8 protein-coding genes are annotated in these 20,328 nt (G+C 44.0%); all 8 read left to right on the top strand.

The window, feature by feature from the left end; translation table 11 throughout:
- The first annotated feature begins 178 nt into the window (after positions 1–178).
- The 8 genes from VYM24_RS00260 to VYM24_RS00225 all read left to right on the top strand — a co-directional run bounded on the left by VYM24_RS00260 (position 179) and on the right by VYM24_RS00225 (position 20,328).
- Positions 179–2,071 carry a glycoside hydrolase family 43 protein gene (locus VYM24_RS00260; protein WP_330942297.1) on the top strand — a complete coding sequence of 631 codons (1,893 nt, stop codon included), beginning with the start codon at positions 179–181 and terminating at the stop codon, positions 2,069–2,071.
- A gap of 109 nt (positions 2,072–2,180) precedes the next feature.
- Positions 2,181–5,108: a glycoside hydrolase family 97 protein gene (locus VYM24_RS00255; protein WP_330941187.1), complete on the top strand. Its 2,928-nt coding sequence runs from the start codon at positions 2,181–2,183 to the stop codon at positions 5,106–5,108.
- A gap of 137 nt (positions 5,109–5,245) precedes the next feature.
- Positions 5,246–7,765 (top strand): alpha-L-arabinofuranosidase C-terminal domain-containing protein, encoded by a 2,520-nt coding sequence (locus VYM24_RS00250; RefSeq protein ID WP_330941186.1) that lies wholly within the window; start codon positions 5,246–5,248, stop codon positions 7,763–7,765.
- A 33-nt stretch (positions 7,766–7,798) separates the two neighbouring features.
- Positions 7,799–9,730 carry an alpha-L-arabinofuranosidase C-terminal domain-containing protein gene (locus tag VYM24_RS00245; RefSeq protein ID WP_330941185.1) on the top strand — a complete coding sequence of 644 codons (1,932 nt, stop codon included), beginning with the start codon at positions 7,799–7,801 and terminating at the stop codon, positions 9,728–9,730.
- 134 nt (positions 9,731–9,864) lie between these two features.
- Positions 9,865–12,960: a beta-galactosidase, LacZ type gene (lacZ, locus tag VYM24_RS00240; protein ID WP_330941184.1), complete on the top strand. Its 3,096-nt coding sequence runs from the start codon at positions 9,865–9,867 to the stop codon at positions 12,958–12,960.
- A gap of 120 nt (positions 12,961–13,080) precedes the next feature.
- On the top strand, positions 13,081–14,061 hold the full coding sequence (locus tag VYM24_RS00235) for a glycoside hydrolase family 43 protein (protein WP_299088047.1): 981 nt from the start codon (positions 13,081–13,083) through the stop codon (positions 14,059–14,061).
- Between the two features lie 299 nt (positions 14,062–14,360).
- Positions 14,361–17,105, top strand: a complete 2,745-nt coding sequence (locus VYM24_RS00230; RefSeq protein ID WP_299088046.1) for a two-component regulator propeller domain-containing protein — start codon at positions 14,361–14,363, stop codon at positions 17,103–17,105.
- 310 nt (positions 17,106–17,415) lie between these two features.
- A complete protein-coding gene (locus VYM24_RS00225; RefSeq protein ID WP_330941183.1) occupies positions 17,416–20,328 on the top strand; it encodes a SusC/RagA family TonB-linked outer membrane protein in 2,913 nt (970 codons plus the stop codon).

The raw sequence follows: 20,328 nt of genomic DNA, 5'->3' as shown, positions 1-20,328 counted from the left end.
ATTTTGGTTTAATAACCTGGGTAAAACTTTGTTTTTTAATGAAATGACACAAAATTATTCCCTTTTTGCATGATTCGTGGTAGTATATCTCTTATTTTATGTGTATTTTTGACACCCAATAACTAACGTGAATTTTATGAGGAATACTATGAAACAATTTGCAATTGCAATTAGCTTGATGTTGGCAATAACATTGCCTTCATTCTCTCAGCAACAACATCCTATCGTTGAAAAAGATTATGTGGCTTATTTGTTCACCTACTTTACAGGTAACCACATCAGTGAAGAAGCCGTATGTTATGCCGTAAGTATGGACGGATATACATATTGGGCGCTGAATGACGGCAAGCCCGTTCTTGATTCGAAAGTAATCAGTTCGACCGGTGGTGTGCGCGACCCGCATATCCTGAGAAGCCAGGACGGGCATACCTTTTATATGGTGGTGACAGATATGGTATCTGACAATGGTTGGGATTCGAACCGTGCAATGGTGCTGCTGAAGTCCAATGACCTTGTAAACTGGACGCATTCCATCATTAATATGCAGAAACGTTATAAAGGACAGGAAAAGCTGAAGCGTGTTTGGGCACCGCAGACGGTTTTCGACCCTGAAGCCGGAAAATATATGGTGTACTGGTCTATGCAGTATGCCGGTGGAGCCGATATCATCTACTATGCGTATGCCAATGACGACTTTACAGATCTGATTGGTGAACCGAAGCCACTCTTCATTCCGGAGAATAAGAAATCATGTATTGACGGGGATATTGTCTATAAAGACGGTGTTTTCCACCTGTTCTATAAGACAGAAGGACATGGAAACGGTATTAAAGTGGCAACCACCCGTTCACTGACTTCCGGTCAGTGGAAAGAAGAACCGGATTACAAGCAGCAAACAAAGGATGCTGTGGAAGGTGCCGGCACATTTAAACTGATAAATCAGGATAAGTATATACTAATGTATGATGTATACATGAAAGGTAAATATCAGTTTACGGAAACTACCGACCTGAAGAACTTCAAAGTGATAGACAGTGAGGTGAAGATGAACTTCCATCCCCGCCACGGAACGATTATTCCTATCACGCGCGATGAATTGATCCGTATCACGGATAAATGGGGCAAGCCTGCCGAATTGGGTGCAATACCGAACAACCCTGTATTGCCCGGATTTCATGCCGACCCTGAAATCTTATACTCAAACAAGACAAAGAAATATTATATCTATTCCACAACCGACGGACAACCCGGCTGGGGTGGATGGTACTTTACTGTTTTTTCTTCAACCGACCTGAAGAACTGGAACTATGAAGGCGTTATGCTGGATTTGAAATCCGAACAGGTACCTTGGGCGAATGGAAATGCCTGGGCACCGTGTATTGAAGAAAAACTCATCAAGGGAGAATACAAGTACTTCTTTTATTATAGCGGCAATCCCGCCAAAGGCGGAGGAAAGCAAATCGGCGTAGCAATGGCCGACTCACCTACCGGACCGTTTACCGATCTGGGACAACCCATCATTACAGATTCTCCTGTAGGACATGGACAGCAGATAGATGTGGATGTCTTCACCGATCCTGTATCCGGTAAACCCTATCTGTATTGGGGTAATGGCTACATGGCCGGCGCCGAACTGAATAAAGATATGATTTCCATCAAGAAGAAAACACTTACGGTAATGACTCCCGAAGGAGGAACCTTGCAGGATTATGCATTCCGCGAAGCTCCTTATGTATTTTACCGTAACGGACTTTATTATTTTATGTGGTCGGTAGATGACACCGGTTCACCCAACTATCATGTGGCTTACGGTACATCTAAATCGCCGCTTGGACCTATCGAGGTAGCTAAAGATCCGATTGTACTGATTCAGAATCCGGAGAAACAAATTTACGGTCCTGCACACAATGCAGTGTTACAAATTCCGGGTACGGATGAGTGGTATATCGTTTACCATCGTATTAATAAGAACTTCCTGAAAGATGGTCCGGGTACGCATCGGGAAGTATGCATTGACCGTATGGAATTCAATGCGGACGGAACGATTAAACGGGTAATAACAAACAATTGACAATTGACAAATGACAATTGCCATGCGGAAGGGTCGTTTGAGACAAATGTTGCGCAGCCTAATTGTCAATTGTCAACTGTCAATTGTCAATTGAAATAATAATTTGATCATGAAAAACAAACTGAAGGGATTAGCTTTTTTATGTATGGCGGTAGCCTTGCCGCTGACAGCACAGAATGTAACCGTCAGCGGACCTGACGGTAAATTACAACTAACAGTTTCGTGCCCGGAAGGGAAGGAAGCATCGTATTCTCTCACCTATAGCGGGAAACAGATGTTGGAATCATCTCCGTTGGGTCTGGAGACCAATGTGGGAGACTTCGCGAAAGCAATGAAACTGACTGGGCATAAAGAAAGGAAAATTGATACCGTTTACATGCAATCGCGTATCAAAGCTTCCAAGATACACTATCAGGCCAATGAATTGGTATGTGCTTTTGTCAATGCAAAAGGGCAGAAGATGGACGTAATATTCCGTGTGAGCAATAATGATGTTGCTTTCCGCTATACGTTGCCCCGCCAGGGCGAGCGGGGAAGCCTTGTTGTGAACAGCGAAGCGACCGGCTTCCGTTTTCCTGAACAGACTACTACCTTCATGTGTCCGCAAAGTGATGCTATGATAGGCTGGAAGCGGACAAAACCGAGTTATGAAGAAGAATATAAGGCGGATGCTCCGATGGATGTCCGTTCACAATACGGACATGGATATACTTTCCCCTGCCTGTTCCGCATAGGAGATAATGGCTGGGTACTTGTCAGTGAGACAGGAGTAGACAGCCGCTATTGCGGTTCGCGCCTGAGCGATGTAACAGAAGGAAATCTGTATACGGTAGCTTTCCCGATGGCTGAAGAGAATAATGGTAACGGAACAGTTGCCCCCGCTTTCGCTTTACCGGGTTCTACCCCTTGGCGTACGATTACGGTAGGTGAGACATTGAATCCTATTGTAGAAACCACTGTTATCTGGGATGTAGTGGAACCGTTGTATGAAACGGAGCATGATTATCAGATGGGACGTGGAACCTGGAGCTGGATACTCTGGCAGGACGGCAGTATCAACTATGATGATCAGGTGCGTTATGTTGATCTGGCTGCTGCAATGGGTTATGAATATGTGCTGATTGACAACTGGTGGGATACGAAAATCGGCCATAAGCGTATGGAATCCCTCATTGACTATGCACAAGGTAAGGGTGTGGATGTATTCCTGTGGTACAGTTCAAGCGGCTACTGGAATGATATTGAGCAAGGGCCTGTCAATATGATGGATGATCCGATTATCCGCAAGCGTGAAATGAAATGGCTTCAGGAACAGGGTGTGAAAGGTATCAAAGTCGATTTCTTCGGTGGAGACAAACAGGAAACCATGCGTTTGTACGAAGGTATTCTGAGTGATGCTGACGATCACGGTCTGATGGTAATCTTCCACGGCTGTACAGTGCCTCGCGGATGGGAGCGGATGTATCCCAACTATGTAGGCAGCGAAGCGGTACTGGCTTCCGAGAATCTGATTTTCAACCAACATTTCTGTGATGAAGAGGCTTTCAATGCCTGCCTGCATCCTTTTATCCGTAATGCGGTGGGCAGCATGGAATTTGGCGGTACTTTCCTGAACAAGCGTTTGAACCGGGGGAACAATGGTGGAACTACCCGTCGCACGACGGATGTATTCCAGTTGTCAACAGCTGTGTTGTTCCAGAATCCTATTCAGAATTATGCTTTGGCACCCAACAACCTGACGGATGCCCCGCAAGTTTGCCTGGATTTTATGAAACAGGTGCCTACTACGTGGGATGAAACACGTTTTATTGATGGTTATCCCGGAAAATATGCAGTTGTTGCACGTCGTCACGGCAAACAATGGTATGTAGCTGCCGTTAACGGTACAAAAGAAGTACTGAAGTTGAAACTCGAATTACCTATGCTTGCAGGAGAGACTCTCTCATTCTATAATGATGATAAAGAACTGCAACCCCAGTTGCAAACTCTGAAACTGAAAGCTGACGGCAAACTCCAACTGACCCTCCAACCGCAAGGTGGCGCCGTACTGGTTCAGGACTGGAAAACGAATGAAAAGGAAATGGGAGCCTATCTGTTTACCTATTTCAAAGATGATACACATAGTTTATATTTCGCAGTCAGCGATGACGGATATACATTTACGGATGTAAATAACGGTCAGCCCATTATCGCCGGTGATACGATTGCCGAACAGAAAGGTATCCGTGACCCGCATATCTATCGTGCACCGGATGGTACTTTCTACATTGCCATGACCGACCTGCACATCTTTGCCCAACAGAAAGGTCTGCGCAACACCGAGTGGGAGCGTGACGGAGCTAAATACGGCTGGGGTAACAACCGTGGTTTTGTCCTGATGAAATCAAAAGACCTTGTAAACTGGACACACCATGTGGTCCGTATTGACAAGACTTTCCCCGGATATGATGAGATCGGTTGTGCCTGGGCACCTGAACTGGTCTACGATGAACATGCAGGCAGAATAATGATCTACTTCACCATGCGCATGGGCAATGCACGGAATATGCTGTACTATGCTTATGTAAACGAAGATTTCGACGGTCTGGAAACAGAACCCCGCCTATTGTTCCAATATCCCGATGCTACCAAATCAGCTATTGATGCCGACATCACGAAAGTAGGTGATAAATATCACATGTTTTACGTTGCTCACGACGGAACACCGGGCATCAAACAAGCTGTATCGAAGTATATCAACCGTGGATATGCTTACCTGCCGGAATGGGTAGATCCGGAACCGAAAGCCTGCGAAGCTCCTAACATGTGGAAGCGCATCGGCGAAGACAAATGGGTGGTAATGTATGACATCTATGGTATCAATCCTCATAATTTCGGTTTCAGTGAAACCACTGACTTTGTGAACTTCAAAGATCTGGGACACTTCAATGAAGGTGTGATGAAGGCGACTAACTTCTCTTCACCGAAACATGGAGCAGTAATCCACATCACTAAGAAAGAGGCTGAGAAGCTGAGAAAGTACTGGAAAGCAAAATGATAATTTAATGAAGAATGAAGAATGAAGAATGAAAAATTAGGCTGCGCTATGCAAGTATGCCGCATGGTAATTCTTCATTCTTCATTCTTCATTAAATTAAATTATTCAAATTCTAAACCCAATATATCTTATATACCATGAACAGATTGATTAGATTTTTAAGTGTATGTTTACTCCTGTCTTTTGTCTTCCCTGTGCAGGCAAAGGTGGAGGGCGTGACGAATGAACCGAATCAGGTGTACCTCTTTTCCTATTCGAACCGTGACGGACGCAGTGGCCTGAAGTTTGCCTGGAGTCCCGACGGAGAGAAGTGGTTTAGCGTGGCCGATGGATTTGCCTATGTGAATTCCGACTTCGGTCCGTGGGGACGGGCAAAGACTATGTTCAAGCCCCATTTGATGCAAACCCGTGCTGATGGCAAATGGCATTGCATCTGGGAAGCTACGAATACCGGTAAGGCACTTGCCTATGTAACCTCTCCCGACTTGCAGAAGTGGGAAGCACAGAGTTATTTCTCTCCCGAAGAACGTAGCAAGTATGAACCCAAAGATGTGTACCCCACCACTCAGAAGAAGGTGTTGGTGAACGGTTCCGAAGAAGAAGGCTGGGTGCAGGAAGTTCCCTATACTACCGTGCAGCAGATCATCCGCTATGCCGAACATAAGAAATACCGCCAGTCACTGAATGCCGAGCGTACCGAGCAAGACCCTGTACGTTTTGCCAACCTCAAGCCTGTAGAGGCTACTATTCAGGTGAATGCAGGTCAGGCGAAAGAAATTAGCAAGCATCTGATTGGTATTTTCTTTGAGGATATCAACTATGGAGCTGACGGTGGCTTGTATGCCGAACTGGTTCAGAACCGTGACTTTGAATATACTCCGACCGACCGTGGTAACGATCAGAACTGGAATAGTACTCACTCCTGGAGTGTTCAGGGCAGTGATGCTACATTGAGCATTGCAACGGAAAATCCTATTCATCCTAATAACTCCCATTATGCTGTTTTCGATGTGAATGCAGCTGAACAAACAGCATTGGTGAATGCCGGTTTCGATGGCATAGCCCTGAGGAAAGGTGAGAAATATGATTTCTCACTCTTTGGTAAAGTGCTTGAGGGGAAAGGAGGCAAGGTACTTGTGAACTTGGTTGATAAAGATGGAACAATTATAGCACAAACTGCCGTAAATGTAACATCTAAAGATTGGAAACAACAGAAAGCAGTCTTGACAGCCACAAGTGATGCGACGGCTGCCTCTCTGTCCATTGTTCCCCAGGCTGTCAGCAAGTATGCGCTGGATATGATTTCCCTCTTTCCGCAAAAGACCTTCAAAGGTCGTAAGAACGGACTCCGCGCTGATCTGGCACAAACGCTTGCCGATTTGCATCCCCGTTTCGTACGTTTCCCCGGTGGTTGTGTGGCTCATGGCGATGGAATAGATAATATTTATGATTGGAAAGGCTCTATAGGTCCGTTGGAAGCCCGCAAGCCGCTTCGTAATCTTTGGGGATACCATCAGACACGCGGTCTGGGATACCACGAATACTTCTTGTTCTGTGAAGATATGGGTGCGGAACCCGTACCTGTGCTTGCAGCCGGTGTACCTTGTCAGAACTCTGGTACCTGCGCCCACCATTCCAAGGATGAACTGACTTGCATGGGACAGCAGGGTGGCGTTCCGATGGAAGAAATGGATCAGTACATCCAAGATGTTCTCGACCTGATAGAATATGCCAACGGAGATGCCCGCAAAACCGTGTGGGGTAAGAAGCGTGCGGAAGCCGGACATCCGAAACCGTTCAACTTGAAGTTCATCGGTATCGGTAATGAGGACATGATTACACCTGTCTTCGTGGAACGCTTTAAGATGATATTTGATGCAGTGAAAGCAAAACATCCTGAAGTTACCGTGATTGGTACTACCGGTCCGTTCTACGAAGGTACGGATTATGAAGTAGGTTGGGATCTTGCTACCGAACTGGGTGTACCGATGGTAGACGAGCACTATTACGTAGAACCGGGTTGGATGATTCACAATCAGGAATATTACGATCATTACGACCGTAGCAAAGCGAAAGTCTATTTAGGCGAATATGCCGCCCACCTGCCGGGACGCCCCAATAATGTAGAAACTGCGCTTGCCGAAGCTCTCTATCTAACTGCCGTAGAACGTAACGGTGACGTGGTAGAAATGACTTCCTATGCTCCGTTGTTGGCTAAAGAGGGTCATACACAATGGAATCCGGACTTGATCTATTTCAATAATACGGAAGTGAGACCCACAGTAGGCTACTATACTCAACAGATGTATGGTCAGAACGCCGGTACCGAATACCTGTCTTCTACGGTAAAACTGAATAATGGTTGGGATGCCGTGAAGAAACGTGTCGGAGTATCAGTTGTGAAAGACGCTAATACCGGAGATTATATCGTGAAGTTAGTGAATATGCTTCCGGTGGAAGTTTCTTCCCAGGTGAAGTTGGACGGAGTTACTTTGGTAAATCCTTCGGCTACAAAAACGATATTGACAGGTGATCCGAAAGACAGAGGAGCTAAACCCGCTTCTTCTGATTTCAAGGTAGAAGGAAATGACTTTTCTTACTCAATGCCGGCTTATTCGTTTACAGTGATACGTATTCATCAAGTCGTTGGTAAATGATAATTAAAAATATTCTTATTAATCATATCAACCATGAGAAAACTAACCACCCTTTTAGTCCTGTCCCTTGCACTGGGTGTGCAGGCGCAGCAGCATGTGATGACCGTCGACGTTTCCAAACCGACGGCAAAGATACAACCTGAAATGTATGGCATCTTTTTCGAAGATATCAACTTTGGTGCCGATGGAGGTCTGTATGCCGAACTGGTAAAGAACCGTTCTTTTGAATTCCCACAACCTTTCGTGGGTTGGGTGCCTTTCGGTAATGTAACCGTTCTGGATGCAGATCCTTGTTTTGACCGCAATCCTCACTATGTACGCGTAGTGAACGACGGCCGCCTACTGCGTGCCGGACTGGATAATGAAGGTTACCGCGGCATCGGTGTGAAGCAAGGCGAAGAATACCGTTTCTCCGTTTATGCCCGCACGCCGGATGCGAAGCCGATGAAGCTCTCCATCGAGCTCGTTAACTCCAATGCACAGAATCTGTTGAAGAAAGAAATCGAAGTCAGCGGCAATAACTGGCAAAAGCTGACGGCGGTGCTGAAATCTCCTTTCACAGACGCTCATGCCCGCCTGCGTATCGTCCTCGAAACACAGGGGACGGTAGATATGGACCATATCTCCCTGTTTCCTGTGAATACTTGGAAAGGACGTGAGAATGGTCTGCGTGCCGACCTCGCACAAGCCCTTTATGACCTTAACCCGGGCGTATTCCGTTTCCCCGGTGGTTGTATCATCGAGGGTAACAGTCTTGAAACCCGTTACCAGTGGAAGAATTCCGTAGGTCCTGTTGAAAATCGCCCTCTGAATGAAAACCGCTGGAACTACACCTTCAAACATAAGGCCTTCCCTGACTATTTCCAGACTTTGGGACTTGGTTACTTCGAATACTTCCTGTTGAGCGAAGACCTTGGTGCAGAACCTCTTCCGGTAATCAGCTGCGGGCTCTCCTGCCAGTACGAAAGCAACGAAGTAGTTCCGATGGATGAACTCGATCCGTACATACAGGATGCACTCGACCTGATTGAATTTGCCAACGGCCCTGTTACTTCCAAGTGGGGAAAGGTGCGTGCCGATATGGGACATCCCGAACCCTTCAATCTGAAGATGATCGGTATCGGTAATGAACAGTGGGACAAGGTTTATGTAGAACGTTTGGAAGCTTTCACAAAAGCTATCCGTGCGAAATACCCTAATGTGAAGGTTGTAGGTAGCTCCGGCCCGAGTGCCAGCGGTGATAAATTCGATTATCTCTGGCCCGAAATGAAGCGTATCGGTGTAGACCTGGTGGACGAACACTACTACATGAATCCTGATTGGTTCTTTGGCAATGCGTCACGCTATGACAATTACGACCGTAAAGGTCCGAAGGTTTTCGCCGGAGAATATGCTTCACACGATCATTCCACGAAGAAGGATAACAACTTCCTCGCCGCCCTTTCCGAAGCTGCCTTTATGACGGGACTGGAACGGAATGCGGATGTTGTTCATCTGGCTACTTATGCGCCGTTGTTTGCCCACGTAGACGCTTGGCAGTGGAATCCGGACCTGATCTGGTTCGATAACCTGCGCATGATGCGCACACCGAACTATTACGTTCAGCAAATGTACGGCATGAATGCCGGTACCGATGTGCTCAGCCTGAAGATGGATGGCAAAGCAGTAGCGGGGCAGGACAGCCTCTATGCAACAGCTGCACTGAATGCACCTACCGGAGAAATCATCCTGAAACTGGTGAATGCAAGCAGTAAGCCTGCCGATGTTCAGATCGATTTCAATGGTTTGAAGAAACGTCAGTTGGTTGCCGGTTCCTGCACTTACTTACAGAATGACAATTGGCGCACAGTAAATACGCTGGATCAGGAAGCGATTGTTCCCCGTGTACGTCCGGTACAGGTAGAAGGGCAATCTCTGAAACTGAAACTTGAACCACGTTCGTTCGGAGTGTACCGGATGGAATAGTTACAAGCTCTTTGAACTCTATTCCCCCTTTTTTGAACTATTATTCCCCCTAAAAAAAGTTCATTCACCCTATCTTTGTAGCGGTATGCAGAAAATATTCTTCGTACCGCTACAAACATACTAATTTTATATCCATGAAGAAACATCTTATTACCGGACTCTTTGCAGCCCTGGCTCTGACTGCAAATGCACAGTCCTTTAAAGAGTGGCTTGATCCGGAGATCAATGCCGTGAACCGTGCTCCCATGCACACTAATTACTTTGCCTATGAATCGGCAGATGCCGCCATGCAAGGCAAGAAAGCCCAATCTACTAATTACATGACTTTGAACGGTACCTGGAAATTCTCTTGGGTACGCAATGCCGACCAGCGTCCTACCGACTTTTGGAAAGTAGGTTTCAATGACAAAGGCTGGGATAATCTGCAAGTCCCCGCTATGTGGGAATTGAACGGTTACGGCGATCCTATTTATGTAAACACCGGCTATGCTTGGCGTAACCAGTTCCAGAACAACCCTCCTGAAGTACCTACAGAGAACAATCATGTAGGTTCTTACCGTCGTGAGATCATTGTTCCCGCCGATTGGAAAGGGAAAGACATTATCGCTCATTTCGGTTCTGTAACTTCCAACATGTATCTCTGGGTAAATGGCCGTTATGTAGGCTATAGCGAAGACAGCAAGCTCGAAGCCGAATTCGACCTGACTCCTTATTTGAAGCCCGGACAGACGAACCTCATCGCTTTCCAGGTATTCCGCTGGTGTGATGGAACCTACCTGGAAGACCAGGACTTCTTCCGTTACAGTGGTGTGGGACGTGATTGCTACCTCTATGCCCGCAACAAGAAACGTATCCAGGACATCCGTATCACTCCCGATCTGGACGAGGCATACAAAAATGGTTCTCTGCGTGTGACGCTCGACCTGAAAGGCAGCGGTAACGTAAATCTGGAATTACTGGATGCTACCGGCAAGGCAGTAGCTACGGAAACAGCCAAAGGTAGCGGTACCATTCTGATGAATGTGGAAAATCCGCATAAATGGACAGCCGAAACTCCTTACCTCTATACACTGCGTGCCACTTTGCAAGGCAGCAACGAAGTAATCCCCGTAAAGGTAGGCTTCCGCAAGATTGAATTGAAAGGTGACCAGATATTAGTAAACGGTCAGGCTGTTCTCTTCAAAGGTGCCGACCGTCATGAAATTGATCCGGATGGTGGTTATGTCGTATCTCCCGAACGCATGATCCAGGATATCCAGGTCATGAAGAAATTTAATATCAACGCTGTGCGTACCTGTCACTATCCTGATGACAATCTGTGGTACGACCTTTGCGACCAATACGGTTTGTATGTAGTGGCTGAGGCTAATGTCGAATCACACGGTATGGGTTATCGTGAAAAGACACTGGCTAAACGCGCCGACTATGCCAAAGCTCACATGGAACGTAACCAGCGCAACGTACAACGCGGCTTCAATCATCCCAGCATTATTTTCTGGTCATTGGGTAACGAAGCCGGTTTCGGACCTAATTTTGAAGCTTGCTACCGTTGGATCAAGAATGAAGATTCCAGCCGTGCCGTACAATACGAACAGGCACACGGAAACGAATTTACCGACATCGACTGTCCCATGTATGCCGATTACAAGCACATGGAAAGATATGGCCAGCGTACAGATGCCAAGAAGCCTCTTATCCAGTGTGAATATGCCCACGCTATGGGTAACTCACAGGGCGGTTTCAAAGAATATTGGGATCTGATCCGTAAATACCCTAACCTGCAAGGCGGTTTCATCTGGGACTTCGTAGACCAGTCCGTTCGTTGGAAAGGCAAAGACGGTGTAACTATCTACGCTTATGGCGGTGACTTCAACCGTTACGACGGTTCCGACAAGAACTTCTGCGATAATGGTCTGATCAGTCCCGACCGTGTTCCCAATCCGCACATGTACGAAGTGGGTTACTACTATCAGAACATCTGGACAACTCCCGCTGACCTGAAGAACGGCGAAGTGAACGTGTACAACGAAAACTTCTTCCGTGACCTTTCCGCTTACTATCTGGATTGGCAATTGCTTGCTAACGGTAAAGTAATTCGTACCGGTCGTGTAGAAGACCTCAACGTAGCTCCGCAGCAGACTGCCAAAGTGAAACTGAACATCGGCAAAGCCTGCGAATGCAAAGAATGGTTGCTGAATGTAACTTATCGCCTGAAGAACCGCGAAGGTCTGCTTCCCGCCGGATATGCCGTAGCCAAAGACCAGCTTGTACTGAACCCCTACAAGGCTCCTGCTATGGACCTGAAGAATGTGGAAGTTGTGAATACTCCTACCGTTGCTCCTCAAATCCAGGAAAACGACTGGCGTTATCTGATCATCAACGGTGATAACTTCCGTCTGGAATTCAACAAACATACCGGTTACCTGAATCGCTACAACGTAGCAGGCACGGAATTGATGAACGAAGATGCCGAACTGGCACCTAACTTCTGGCGTGCACCTACGGACAATGATTTCGGTGCAGGTTTGCAACAGAAATTCGCTGCCTGGAAGAACCCGGGTCTGAAGCTGACTTCCTTCAAATGGGAGACAGTAGACAATCAGACAGTGGTACGTGCAGAATACGAAATGAAGAATGTTTCTGCCAAACTGGATCTTACTTATCTAATCAATAACAAGGGTGCTGTAAAAGTGACTCAGAAGATGACTGCCGATCCGGAGGCTAAAGTATCTCATATGTTCCGTTTCGGTATGCAGATGCAGATGCCTAAGACTTTTGAAACTGTAGAATACTATGGCCGTGGTCCGGTAGAGAACTACAGTGACCGCAATCATTGCACAGATCTGGGATTGTATCGCCAGAGTGTAGATGAACAATTCTATTCTTATATCCGTCCGCAGGAAACAGGTACGAAGACCGATATCCGCTGGTGGAAGCAACTGAACGATGCCGGACGCGGTTTGCAGATTGTAGCTGACGCTCCGTTCTCCGCATCAGCCCTGCACTATACTATCGAGTCTTTGGACGATGGTTGGGATAAAGGTCAGAGCCACTCTCCCGAAGTGAAAGAGGCTAACCTGACAAATCTCTGCATCGACAAGGCTCAGATGGGCTTAGGATGTGTGAACAGTTGGGGTGCATGGCCGTTGCCACAGTATCAGTTGCCTTATGGTGACTATGAATTTACGTTCATCCTTACTCCGGTACAACACGGCATAGAAATTGAATAAGTTATAGATACGCGGACGACGCGGATGAAGCGGACAAATGCGGATTTATGATTATTCCGCGTTTGTCCGCCTTATCCGCGTCGTCCGCGTATCTATCCTCATTATATTAAAAGAACTAATATGAGAAAAGAATTATTGGTGTTTATATTTACCTTGTGTTCTGTCCTTGCATCTGCCCAGCAGAAGGTCCCAAACCGCTTCCGTACCAACATCCCTCTTGATTCCATCCACTTGAGTGACCCCTGCATACTGGCCGATAAGAAAACCTCCACTTATTACATGACCGGTACCGGCGGCCTCCTTTGGAAAAGCAAAGACCTTGCCCGTTGGGAAGGCCCTTATCGTGTAGCAGCAACTGATCCTGACTCCTGGATGGGCCCTAAACCCGAAATCTGGGCAGCTGAGCTGCATGAATACAACGGAAAATATTACTATTTCGCCACTTTTACGAACAACGCCATCAAGATTGATACCGTAAAAGGAAACGTCATCCCCCGTCGTGCCAGCCACATCCTGGTCAGTGATAAACCGGATGGCCCTTATAAACCTATGAAAGACCCCACTTACCTACCCGAGAATATGCCTACCCTTGATGGAACATTCTGGGTGGATAGTGACGGCAAACCTTATATGATCTATTGCCACGAATGGCTGCAAAACTGGAACGGTACGATGGAAAAGATTGAATTAAAGCCCGATTTAAGCGGTTCCATCGGCAAAGGAAAGATTCTTTTCCGTGCCAGTGACTCTCCCTGGAGCCGTGAGAAGATGGGGGACAAAGTATTGCCCAACCGTGTAACCGACGGACCATGGCTTTTCCGCACAGGTACGGGCCGGTTAGGTATGATATGGACAAGCTGGGTATTCCAGGACTATACACAAGGCGTTGCCTATTCCGAGAGTGGAACCTTGGATGGCCCTTGGATACAAGAGAAAGAACCGGTCACTCCGCCTAACTTCGGACATGGAATGTTGTTCCGTACTTTGGATGGTGAGTGGATGATGTCGGTTCATAGTCATAAAGATGTGAACGGGCGATATATTCGTATTCCGCACCTGTTTAAAGTCGATTTATCGGGGGATAAACTGAAAATTGACTGATTTATCACCTTTTATGAAACAATTGTGCTACTACTGAATGAAAATTTCACTCTATCTTTGCAACATCGACAATAGGTTATAGATTAACATAAGATTGGTATTAATAAACAAAGGGTAGTTTTTTTAGTTACAGTTTTCAGTAGGTAGTTGTTATAAGGGGCGGACATTCTTTCAGGTAGAAGGGATGTCCGCTTCATTTTTTTATTGCTTCGCTTTTTCTTTTAAAAGGATTCAGGAAATCGTGGAAATAGCAGATTTATTCTTAATTTTGCCATGAAGAATCTAAGTGACCTGAAAATATGAAGATACATAAAAGAGGAGAAACGCAAATCGCAGAATTTATGGTTTTTGTGATACTTTTGGTATGTCATGTTTTTCCTTTACAGGCAAATGTAGCAGTTGTGCGGAATCTGGATAATGGAAGTGGGTTGCAGGACCCGCAAGTAAATTGCATTACGAAAGATTCAAAAGGATTTATCTGGTTTGGTACTCTAAATACAATCCAACGTTTTGATGGTGTGCGATTTAAATGTTTTAACTTTCCGGAATCGGTAGAAAAAGTCTTTGTAATAAAAGAAATAGAGAATAATGATTTTTGGATAGGAACGAATAAAGGACTATGGAAGTATGAAGTTAGATCCGGAACTTTTCTTCGCATATATGCTGAAATTAATTTTCCGGTTCGTTCTTTGTGCTACATAAATGGTGAGGTTTATGTGGGAACTTCCAATGGCATATACATTATTAATGAAAAACAAAAGATGGAACATCTTCGGGTCACCGATGAAGTTTCGGCATATAATCAAATTATAGGTGCGTATGCTACTGCTAAAGATATTTGGTTTCTTTCCCCTGAGGGAGTTATTGCTTACACATTATCTACCGGAAGTTTTCGTGTTTATGGCAAGGAAGCTAAGCTCACATCAAAATTCTCATGTATAGTTGGCGACGATAAACAGCTTTATATAGGTACCACTACTCACGGAGTAGTAGCGTTTGATATGCTTTCGGGAAAATATTCATCTTTTCTCCCTATGGTAGGGAATAATCGTATTTCAGCTCTTTCTTTGCATGATGGAATATTATGCTGCGGAACTTTAGGCAGTGGCGTTTCTTTTATTTCTCTTCCCAAACAGGAAATTGTTCATTCTATATCTACCATGCCTAATGATAATGATGAATATCTGACTTCAGATATGGTATCTTGCCTGTTGTTGGATGATTTGAATGTATTGTGGATAGGAGGTACTCGCCATACGGGAATAGATTATCTGCAATTTCGTAATAAAGCTTTTCATTCTTATAGGATTAAAAATCAGGAACTACGTAATATAACATTTGATTGCCTGTATTTGGTTGATGATATAAAACTTTTAGGAACTCCCAATGGCTTCTATTATGTTTGTGATTCAAAGTCGCAGATTGAGTACTTCCCTTCTTCTCTGGAAAGATTTAGTTTCGGAGCGATTTCGACTTTCATTAAGTTTAATGATGATATTTTGATTGGAACAAAAGGAGGAGGAGCTTATAAATTTAATAGACAAACCTTGCAGATTTCAAGGTTCACTGATATTAATTTGACTGTGAATTCTTTTACAATAGACAATCAAGGACGTTTATGGATGACGACATTAGATGGACTTCATTGTTATAATGAACAGTTGAAGGTTGAAAAAGTATATACAAGCCTAAATTCAACGTTGGTCGATGATAAAGTTAATTACTTGTATGTAGATGCTAAGAAAAGATATTGGGTAGCTACTGATAAGGGATTGCAATTTCTGAATATTAAAGATGACTCTTTTTCAAGCGAGAGCTTGCCAGCCGGACTTCATGAATTGCCACCGGTGACTTATATGACGGAAGATCGTCAAGGTAACTTCTTATTCTGTTTTAATAAAAACAGGGCATTTATCTGTGATAGTATTTTTAGTCATTTACGTTATGTGTGTACTCCCGAAGATGCTGGTTATTTGGGGTATTCTATACGGGAGGTTTTGCAAGATAAGACTGATAACTATTGGCTTGTCGGGTCGCGTGGTGTTGTAAGGGGAGATAGCACTCTCAGTAATTTTACTCTATTTTCTTCTACTGAAGGGTTACCGGAACCCTATTCTTATGATGGTCAATTATGTGGAGATACAATTTGGCTGGCTACTGCTAAAGGTATTGTATTTGCTGATATCCACTCTATTCCCCAGTCTGCTCCTACTGTTATTTCTGACTTTTTGGTAAATGGTGTGTCTATGCTGGGTAAATATGAGGAACTGATAGAAGAAAGAGGTGTTATAGTTTTGCCTGACGATCAAAATACTTTGGACATCACTTTTGCTACACTTACTTATGATGCTCCGGATCTGATGATATATGAATATCAATTAGAGGGATATGATAAAGAGTGGAAAATATTGAGAGGTATAAACTCGATCAAATTCTCTAATTTACCTTCTGGAGAGTATACCTTTAAAGTGCGTAAGCAAATGGATGAGAACAGTATGCAGAGTTTTCGGATAAGAATCCGTTCTTCTTTATCTGCATGGTTGTGGCTGGGAGTTGTTTTCGGTGTGGTTATGGCAGCTGGTGTCATTTATGTTATTTGGAAAAAGCATTCCGGGAAAAGTACAGTTCAGATGAAACCGCTCCATAATGAGGAGGAAAAATACCGTTATAATAAAAAGATAAGTGAAGAAGAAGCTCAAGCCTTAATTAGTAAGTTGAAAAATTATATGGAACAAGAACGAGCTTTCCTGAAGCCGGACCTAAAACTAGCCCATGTAGCGGAAGCAGTAGGCACTTCTGCTCAAACACTTTCGCAAATTTTCAATGTAAACCTTAAGATACGCTATTATGATTTTATCAATGAGTATCGTATTGATGAGTTTAAGCGATTAGTCAATTCTAATGAAAAAGATCGTTATACTCTGAAAGCATTGGCGGGGCTGTGTGGTTTTAGTTCGTATACTACTTTTTTCCGCGCATTTAAAGATACTACCGGTATTACTCCCAATGAATATATGCAGCAGGTTGAATCTGCTGGAAAATAATTGTGATGTATTCTCTTTTGGGGCTTTGCAATATCGTATTTGTATTGCATACGATTATTTGCAATCGTGGGAATTAATTGCCAATTCATTGTAATATAGAACTTTAAATTTAATTGTGTTTCATACGAATGAAAGGAATATAAGAACCCGTATTTTATATGGTTCTAAGTCTTTTCATGCTTAATTTTGTTGTCGGTAGTTGATATAAGCCGGCATATCAGCTCCTCTTTTTTAGGTACAATTTAAATTAATATTTATGAAACGACACAGTCAAATGTTATGTTTACTCAGAAGGCTTTGGGTAACTTGTATGATGTTATGTATTACCATTTTCTGCGTACATGCCCAGCATGTTGTCACAGGTACGGTAAAGAATGTAGCTGGTGAACCGGTTATAGGTGCCAATATATTGATGAAAGGTACCACTAATAATGGTACGATTACTGATATAGATGGCAATTTTTCTTTGGAAGCACCGACCAGAGGAGTTTTGGAAGTTTCTTTTATCGGTTATGTAAAACAAGAAGTTTCAATAGGTGGAAACAAACATATAAATATTATATTAGTAGAAGATGCCACAACGCTTGATGATGTGGTGGTGATAGGTTATGGTACGACAAAGAAAAGTGACCTGACAGCTTCCGTAGCTTCTGTAAAAGGAGATGTAATTGCCGCTTCGGCATCTACCAGCATTACCGATGCTTTGCAAGGTAAGGTGCCGGGCATGGATATTCAGGCATCACGTTATGAAGGTGATGACCGCGGTATCCGCATCCGTGGTTCACGTTCATTGAATGCCAGTAACACTCCGTTGATAATAGTGGACGGAGTACCGGCCTCATTGGATGTGGTGAACATGAATGAAGTTGCATCTATCGAGGTCTTAAAGGATGCGTCAAGTGCAGCGATTTACGGTTCCCGTGGTGCCAACGGCGTGATTATAATTACAACTAAACGTGGAAAGACGGGTAAAACAACCGTTAACTATGACGCTTTCTATGGAATCAGCAAACCGCATTTTATGGATATGATGCAGGGAGAGAAGTTCGTGCAAATGCGCAGGGATTCATACAAAATTGCTAATGATTTATGGGGACAGGAAGTGAGTGATGAAAAAATATTTTCGAATGAGGAACTTCAGATGATTCGTAATGGAGAATACTATGATTGGCAGGATTTGGTATTCCGTGATGGTTCCACACAAAAGCATAACCTGTCTGTATCTTCAGGTAACGAGAAAACAAAATTCAGTTTGAGTTTTGCATACGAAAAGGATAAAGGTTACAATCAGAATAGTGAAGCAAAGAAGTTCTATTTCACATCTACTGTTGATCATAAACTTACTTCATGGCTTGATTTGGGGGCAACAATGCGTTTGCGTAAGCGGAACAGCAGTGGATTTGCTACTTATGGGCAAGCACTGTTTTATGGAACACCTTTATCAAAGCCCTATGATGAGAGTGGAGATCTGATCATGTATCCTAATCCGCAGGAGTCCAGCGTAAGTATCCTTGCAGACTATGTGGACGGGCAGTATGCCAATGATACGGAGAATACAAGTGTGAATATGGTTTTCTCTGCAAATGTACATCCGTTGCATAACTTTTCTTTACATAGTAATTTCGGCTATACATATAGTGATACGAAAAAAGGGTTCTTTTATGGAAGTGAGTCTTTTCAGGCAAACGGCGGGTTAAATCGTTCAGGTAAGAGCGGTCAGAATTCATATATGATGACCTGGAATAACACGTTGACCTATGATAATACTTTTAATGAGCATCATATCACGTTGGATGCTATCACCGAAATACAAAATTACCAGTATGACGATATGTCGGCCGAAGGCAAGAATCTGGATGTAGAGCAGTTACTTTATCATAATCTGGGTACTAATACTGAGAATCAGAAAATAGGAAGCGGTTACAGCAACTGGGCATTAGCTTCTTTTATGGGACGTGTGCGTTACGACTATCAGGGAAAGTATCTGGCCAATATCTCGGTACGTTCGGACGGTTCATCTCGTTTGGCCAAAGGTAACCAGTGGGCTACGTTCTTCTCAGGAGGTTTGGCATGGAGAATTTCAGAAGAACCGTTCATGAAAGATATTAGGTGGATTTCTAATCTGAAGTTGCGTTATGCTTATGGAACAGTAGGTAATCAGGCTATCGATCCGTATTCTACCTTGGCAGGTTTGGGAAGTTATGGTTATCAGTTTGGAGAAGGTGGAAAAGGCATTTATGCTTACCGACCCGATAAATTGGTAAACAAAAAGTTGAGTTGGGAAATAACCCACACCAATAATATTGGTTTGGACTTTGGATTGTTCAATAACCGTCTTTCCGGTTATATTGAATTCTATGATACCCGAACAAAAGACCTTCTGATGCAGCGTAGTATACCTTTAACTACCGGTTTTTCGCGTATTTGGCAAAATATTGGTAAAACACAGAACAGGGGTATTGAGCTTTCTTTAAACGGTATATTAGTAGATACAAAAGATATACAGTGGGATATGAACCTGAATATGTCTGTCAATGAAAATAAAATCATAAGCCTGACAAACGATCAGGATGATATCTCAAATAAATGGTTCATTGGCAAGCCCATTAATGTGATTTATGATTATGAGAAAGCCGGTATCTGGCAGATCAATGAAGTAGAAGAAGCAGCTAAATATGGTTGCAAACCGGGAGATGTGAAAATCAGAGACTTGAAACCGGATGGACAGATTACGGCTGATGATAAAAAGATCCTTGGCTCTACTGATCCGAAGTATATTGTTTCATTAGGTAGCTCATTCAAGTGGAAGAATTTGGATTTCTCCTTTAATATCTCAAGTAGATGGGATTATGTCTTCTATGATGATGCTTACGGCTGGCACGTGATTCTGACCGGTACCCGATGGGTGCCCGATATAAATTACTGGACACCGGATAATCCTTCAAACGATTATCCGAGAGCGGATGCAACCTGGGCCGATCATCGTGAATTATGTGGATATATGAAAGGCGATTATATCAAAATGCAGGATATGACATTGGGATATGATTTTCATTCATTACTTAAACGATATATTCCGGTGAGCAAAGCACGTTTTTATGTTCAGTTGCGCAATGCCTTCTATTTGTATAGGGCAGCTAAAGAAGATGTGATTCCCGAATCTCCTTCTATAGAATTGACAGTACCGAAGAGTATTAATTTTGGTGTAAATCTAACTTTTTAA

This window comes from Bacteroides sp. MSB163, from assembly GCF_036416795.1.
Lineage (GTDB): Bacteria > Bacteroidota > Bacteroidia > Bacteroidales > Bacteroidaceae > Bacteroides > Bacteroides maternus.
The sequence above is the reverse complement of the archived record's forward strand: the minus strand, read 5'-3'. Positions and strand labels throughout refer to the sequence as shown.